The sequence below is a fragment of the Streptomyces sp. NPDC059398 genome (genome assembly GCF_042751845.1).
GTDB lineage: Bacteria > Actinomycetota > Actinomycetes > Streptomycetales > Streptomycetaceae > Streptomyces.
Window position 1 is genome coordinate 64,988 of the sequence record NZ_JBHYWP010000029.1, and the last position, 6,020, is coordinate 71,007.

Annotated in this window: 4 protein-coding genes; 2 read left to right on the forward strand and 2 right to left on the reverse strand. The window is 74.7% G+C overall.

What is annotated here, in order from left to right; genetic code table 11:
• Positions 1-206: 206 nt before the first annotated feature.
• Both ACFXBC_RS13705 and ACFXBC_RS13710 read right to left on the reverse strand, forming a co-directional pair.
• The gene (locus ACFXBC_RS13705; protein ID WP_385023053.1) at positions 207-998 is read right to left on the reverse strand and encodes a ferritin-like domain-containing protein; all 792 of its coding nucleotides are present in this window, start codon (positions 996-998) and stop codon (positions 207-209) included.
• Positions 999-1,265: 267 nt separating this feature from the next.
• Positions 1,266-2,315: an LLM class F420-dependent oxidoreductase gene (locus tag ACFXBC_RS13710; protein WP_385023047.1), complete on the reverse strand. Its 1,050-nt coding sequence runs from the start codon at positions 2,313-2,315 to the stop codon at positions 1,266-1,268.
• Positions 2,316-2,444: 129 nt separating this feature from the next.
• Between ACFXBC_RS13710 and ACFXBC_RS13715 the strand changes: the two genes are divergently transcribed.
• Positions 2,445-3,428, forward strand: a complete 984-nt coding sequence (locus ACFXBC_RS13715; RefSeq protein ID WP_385023049.1) for an aldo/keto reductase — start codon at positions 2,445-2,447, stop codon at positions 3,426-3,428.
• 278 nt (positions 3,429-3,706) lie between these two features.
• Positions 3,707-5,980, forward strand: coding sequence for a helix-hairpin-helix domain-containing protein (locus ACFXBC_RS13720; RefSeq protein ID WP_385023055.1), 2,274 nt, complete (start codon positions 3,707-3,709; stop codon positions 5,978-5,980).
• The last annotated feature ends 40 nt before the right edge of the window (positions 5,981-6,020 follow it).

Below are 6,020 nucleotides of genomic sequence, written 5' to 3' on the forward strand. Positions count from 1 at the left end.
GTCCGGCCCGCGTCCGTGCCCCCCCCCGTGTGCCGCTGGGGGCGAGTCGGGGGGGGGGGGGGCGGGGGCGGGGCGGGGGGGGCGCCCCCCGCCGACCCCGGGGCTGCGTAGGGGCCTGGGCTCGTCCGGCGGGCCTGGGCGGCGTAAGGGCCTGGGCTCGTCCGGCGGGTCTGGGTGGCGCGTGGGGGCTCGCCCTCGCCATCGGCTCAGGCGAACTCCGCCGCCTGCGGTGCGGCCGGTCCGCCGAGCGCGTCACGCCGCTCCGGCATGACCAGCCTCACCGACCGGCGCCAGCCGCCCGCCCGCTCGAACCCGTACAGCCCCTGGATGCCTGCGGCCAGCAGCGCCGACTTGGCCCCCGGCCAGCCGAGGATGGCACCCATCCGCTCCATCACGGCGAGACCCACCTCCCGGTAGACGCGGATCTCCTCCAGCGCGCTCTCCCGCAGTACGGCGTGGATGGTGCGGGCGTGCCCCCGGGCGGCCAGGCGCAGCAGCTCCTCGTGGCAGTAGGCGAGGTGGTTGTCCTCGTCCCGGCAGATCATGCGCACGGCCCGGCCGATGTCCGGCTGGTCGCCGAGGTACCTGACCAGGGTGGTCATCTGCTCGGACGCACGCTGTTCGGTGACCCGGCTGTGCGCGAGGTAGACGACGATGTCCCGCTCGGTCAGCCGCTCGCCGCCGCGCAGCGTCCGGTGGCTGAGACCGACGCCACGGCGTTCAAGGAGCATCGTGTAGTCGGCGTCGGCGGGCACCTCGACCGGGTCGAGGCCGCGCTTCTTGAGCAGGGCGCGGAAGATCCGGCCGTGTTTGTCCTCGTCGGCGCCGTGCCGGGCGATCTTCGGCGCGAGGGCGCTCATACTCTCCGGGGCGAGGGCGGCGATCCGGCCGTTCTCCCAGCCGCCCTGCGCCTCCCCGCCGGCCGCGATGGAGCAGAAGAGCCGGAAGGCTTCGTCGCTCTCGACGATCTCCTGGAAAATGCTCCGCGCCGAAAGCATCACTGCCACCTCCATGCCGACATCTGACGTTATGAGTCAAATGCGATATCGGGTGACCGGCAATGCGTGCCCCTGCCAGGTTCGGCCGAAAGGTGGTAGGGCCGCCCGCTGTCCGCAGGCGTAACCGAGCGGCCCCTGGGGCGTTGTTCAGCGCGACGGCCGTGGCGGGGAAGACCCCCGAGCCCCCACCACGGCCGCAGAACTCGCCGGAATCGCCGGAATCGCCGGAATCGCCGGAGACTTCTCCAGGACGCCGCCGTGGCCGGGCTACGCGAGCCCGGCCCGCTCCAGTGCCTCCGTACCGGCCCGCAGCCCTGCCACCCGCTCGTCGAGCGTGAACCCGGCGGGGGCCAGCGTCAGCGTGGTGACCCCGGCGGCGGCGTAGGCCTGCATCCGGTCGGCGATCCGCTCGACGGAGCCGAGAAGGGTCGTACGGTCGATCAGCTCATGCGGTACGGCCGCCGCGGCGCCGTCCCTGTCACCGCCCAGATACTTGTCCTGGATCTCGGCGGCCTCCTTCTCGTACCCCATGCGCTGCGCGAGCCTGTTGTAGAAGTTCTGCTTCCGGCTGCCCATACCGCCCACGTACAGCGCGGTGTACGGGCGGAACGTGTCGGCCAGCGACCGCACGTCGTCGCCCACCGCCAGCGGCAGGGTCGGGCAGACGTCGAAGCCCTCCATCGTGAGCCCGGCCTTCTCGCGGCCCGCGCGCAGCGGGGCGATCGCGGTGGACTCCAGGTGCTCGGCCGAGGGGAAGATCAGCAGGGCGCCGTCGGCGATCTCACCGGTCTGCTCCAGGTTCTTGGGGCCGATCGCCGCGATGTAGAGCGGGATGTGCTCGCGCTCCGGGTGGACGGTGAGTTTGATGGGCTTGCCGGGGCCGCCGGGGAGCGGCAGCGTCCAGTGCTCGCCCTCGTACGACAGGCGCTCACGTGACATCGCCTTGCGGACGATCTCCACGTACTCACGGGTGCGTGAGAGCGGCTTGTCGAACTTGACGCCGTACCAGCCCTCGGAGACCTGCGGCCCGGATACACCGAGGCCGAGCCGGAAGCGGCCGCCGGAGAGCGAGTCGAGGGTGGCCGCGGTCATCGCGGTCATCGCGGGCGCCCTGGCCGGGATCTGGAAGATCGCGGAGCCCACGTCGATCCGCTCCGTCCGGGCGGCGACCCAGGAGAGCACGGTCGGCCCGTCCGAGCCGTACGCCTCGGCCGCCCAGCAGACGTCGTAGCCGAGCCGGTCGGCCTCCTGCGCCACGGCGAGGTTGTCGCCGTCCATCCCGGCGCCCCAGTAGCCGAGGTTGATTCCGAGCCGCATGACCGCTCCCTTACCGATGAGTAACGTCTCTGTTCCGGGGACTCTAGCGCGCACCGGCCCCATCCGTCAGGGGGCCGGTTGTCCACAGGCCTCCACCGGGCGGCCCCGCGGCCAGTACTCTCTGCGCCCATGGAGCAGAGGCATCTCGGCCGCACGGGCCTGCGCGTATCCCGGATCGGGCTCGGCACCCTCACCTGGGGGCGGAGCACCGACGAGCATGACGCCGCCGACCTGTTGAAGGCGTTCTGGGAGGCCGGCGGCACCCTCGTCGACACGGCCGACGTGTACGGCGACGGGGACGCCGAGTATCTGCTCGGGCAGCTCTGCGAGCGGCTGGTGCCCCGGCGGGATCTCGTGATCGCCACCAAGGCGGGCAGTGTGCCCGACCCCTACCGCAGGTTCGACGGCTCGCGCGGGCATCTGCTGTCGGCGCTGGACGCCTCGCTTGAGCGCCTGGGCACCGACTACGTGGATCTGTGGCAGGTGCACGCCTTCGACCCGGAGACTCCGCTCGACGAGACGCTCCAGGCCCTGGACATCGCCGTCGCCAGCGGGCGGGCACGGTATGCGGGGCTGTCCAACTTCTCCGGCTGGCAGCTGGCCAAGGCCGCCACCTGGCAGCTCGCGGCGCCCGGGGTCAGGACCCGGCTCGCCAGTACGCAGATGGAGTACTCGCTGCTCCAGCGCGGGGTCGAGCGCGAGGTGCTGCCTGCCGCGGTGGACCTCGGCGTCGGGCTGCTGCCGTCGTCACCGCTCGGGCGCGGGGTGCTCACGGGAAAGTACCGCCATGCGACTCCGGCGGACTCGCGCGGGGCGTCGGAGCAGCTGGCGCCCTTCGTCGCGCCGTATCTGGACGACGCCGCGAGCAGGATCGTGGACGCCGTCGCGACGGCGGCCGACGGGCTCGCGACGACGCCGACGGAGGTCGCGCTGGCCTGGGTACGCGACCGGCCGGGAGTGGTCGCCCCGATCGTCGGCGCGCGCAACGCGCAGCAGCTCGCGGCGGCATTGTCGGTGGAGACGCTTAGTCTTCCTGACGAGATCTGCCGGGCGCTCGACGATGTGTCGGAGCCCGTCCACCGTTATCCCGACCAGGACTGGACCGAGCTGTGAGTACGGATCGCCTCGACACCGAGGCCAGCACCGAGGCCGACACCGCTCCCGGAGCCGCCGCCGCACCGGAGACGGAACCGGATGCGGAACCGGAGACGGAGGCGGGACCGGAGACGGCGGCCGAGCCGGGGAGGGCGGCCGAGGACGGGGCCGAGACGGAGGCCGAGCGGGGAGGGGCTGCCGAGGCCGGAGCCGGTTCCCCGGAGAGCGGTGCCGGGGGTGCCGGGGCCACGGAGGCCGCCGGGACGGCCTCAGAGCCGGCGGCGGAGGAGGCCGCCGTGCCGGCGGAGGCCACCGGGGCGGGCGGCGAGCCCGAGAGCGCCGGGGCCGGGACGGACGGCGAAGAAGGCGCCGCCGAGGCCGGAAAGTCCGCCGACGGAACCGAGGCGGCAGCCGAATCCGGAGCAGCCGACGGCACCGAGGCAACCGCCGGAGCCGGGACCGAGACAGCCGCCGAAGCCGGGACCGCCGACGGCACCGAGGAGGCAGCCGGGGCAGCCGATGCGCCCGTCCTGTCGGAGGCCGAGGCCGAACTGGCCGCCCAGCGCGAACTGCGGGCCAGAATCGAGCAGCGCAAGGCCGAGAAGGACGGCCCCATCCAGGCCGGCACCAAGCTGAGCGGCCGGGCAGCCGATCTGCTCGCCGCGGTCAGGGCGGTGGAGGGCGGCGAGCAGCCGTCCACGCACTTCCCGCCGCCGCCACCCGAGCCACGCCGCCCCGAGCCCGCCGCTCCGGCGGAGCAGCGCCCGGCGGCCCGCCCGACGCCCGCGCCCGCCGCCGCCGCGCCCGGGACCGTGTCATCCGTGCGGGCCGTCCTGGCCGCGGGCGGCGCCCCCGAGTCCCTGGCGGTCCTGGCCGCCGGGACGCTCGGTGAGCAGGCGGCCGAGGCGCTGCGTGCGGACCCCTGGCAGTTGCTCTCGGTTCCCGGAGTGCGACCGGAGCAGGCGGACGGCTTCGCCCGTGCGCTGCTCGGCGCGGAGTGCGGCCCCGGCGACGAGCGGCGGGCAGCCGCCCTGGTCGGCTGGCTGCTGGAGCGGGCCGCGCTCCAGGGCCATACCGCCCTGGAGTCGGACGCGGTCCGCGCGGCGCTCGCGGAGCGCTCCGTGCCGGACCCCGACAAGGCGCTGCAGAGCGCGGTGGCGGACGGCACCGTGCTGGTCTTCCAGGACGCCCTGGACACCGCCCCCGGCGCACCCCCTGCCCAGCAGGAAGCCCGGCGGGACGAGGAAGGGGCGAGTGCCGACGACGAGGACGGCGAAGCGGCGCCGCAGCCCGTGCGGGTGCTGCTCGGTCTCGACCGGTACGCGCTGGCGGAAGAGAGCCTGGCGGACGGACTCTCCCGGCTGGTGAACGCGGGCACACTCGCCCCGGGCGGCGAGCAGGCCGACTGGGAGCGGGCCGCGGCCGACGCCCCCTCCCCGTCCGCGGCCGAACTGATCCGGACGGTCGCGGAGAACGGCCTGGTCGCCCACACCGGCGGCGAGGCCGCCCGCGGCGAACCGGCCGCCGTGGTCACAGCGGCGCGCGCCCTGGGTCTGCGGGCATACGCCGCCGCCCACACCCCCGACGGAAGGCGGCGGCTCGCAGCGGCCCTGGACGACCCGGCGGTGGCTGTCACGGTCGCCGGACTGCTCATGGGTACGGAGGGTCCGGGACGGGACGGTGAGGGCGCTCTGGCGCTCGATCTGCTGGCCGTCGTGGACGCCCCGCAGCTGGATGTCGAGAGCGCGGCCGTACTGGTCGAATCGCTGCCCGACGGCAGCCGCCTGATCCTCAGCGGGGACCCCGGGGTGCTCGGCTCCGCCGGTGCGGGGCAGGTCTTCGCCGATGTACTCGCCGCGCGCGCCTGCCCGCAGCTGGCCTCCCGCACCCCCGACCCCGGCCCCATCGGCGAGCTGGTCTCGGGGATCGGGATCGGCGAGCTGAACCAGGTGGCGGCGCCCGGCAAGGAAGTCGTCATCGTCCCCGTCCGGGACCCGGGCGAGGCGGTGCACCGCACCGTGCAACTCGTCGCCGACTCCGTACCCCGGGCCATCGGCGTACCGGCCTCCGACACCCAGGTCATCACCCCCGGGCACGGCGGTCCCGCCGGCACCCGCGCGCTGAACGCCGCGCTGAAGGAGCGCCTCAACCCGGGCCCGGGCCGCTTCGGCGGCTTCGATCCGGGTGACCGGGCCGTCTACACCCCGGCGCCGGGCAGGACCGTACCGGGGACGGTCGTATCGGCCGACGCCGACGGTCTGCATCTGGACTGTGCCGGTACGTCCGTCGTCGTACCCAAGGACCGGGTGGAGACCTCGGTGCGGCACGGCTGGGCACTCACCGCGCACCAGGCGGCCGCGCTGCGGTGGCCGGCGGTGGTCGTGGTACTGCCGGGCGACGCCGCGGGCGGGCTGAGCAGGCCGTGGATCTACACCGCGTTCGGCCGCGGTGAACGGCATCTCTCGGTGGTCCACGGGGCCGACCAGGCGCTGCCGCGCGCGGTGGCCGAAGTCCCCGGCAAACCGCGCACCACCCGGCTGCGCACACTGCTGCGGCCGGCCGCGGTCTGAGGCTCCGGTACGGCCGGTGGCCGGGGCCGAAGCCCCGGCC

What these genes read in the sequence shown, in the direction of transcription:
- ACFXBC_RS13710 (WP_385023047.1), bottom strand. Translation starts at nt 2,315, where the DNA reads ATGCGGCTCGGAATCAACCTCGGCTACTGGGGCGCCGGGATGGACGGC.
- ACFXBC_RS13705 (WP_385023053.1), bottom strand. Translation starts at nt 998, where the DNA reads ATGCTTTCGGCGCGGAGCATTTTCCAGGAGATCGTCGAGAGCGACGAA.
- ACFXBC_RS13715 (WP_385023049.1), top strand. Translation starts at nt 2,445, where the DNA reads ATGGAGCAGAGGCATCTCGGCCGCACGGGCCTGCGCGTATCCCGGATC.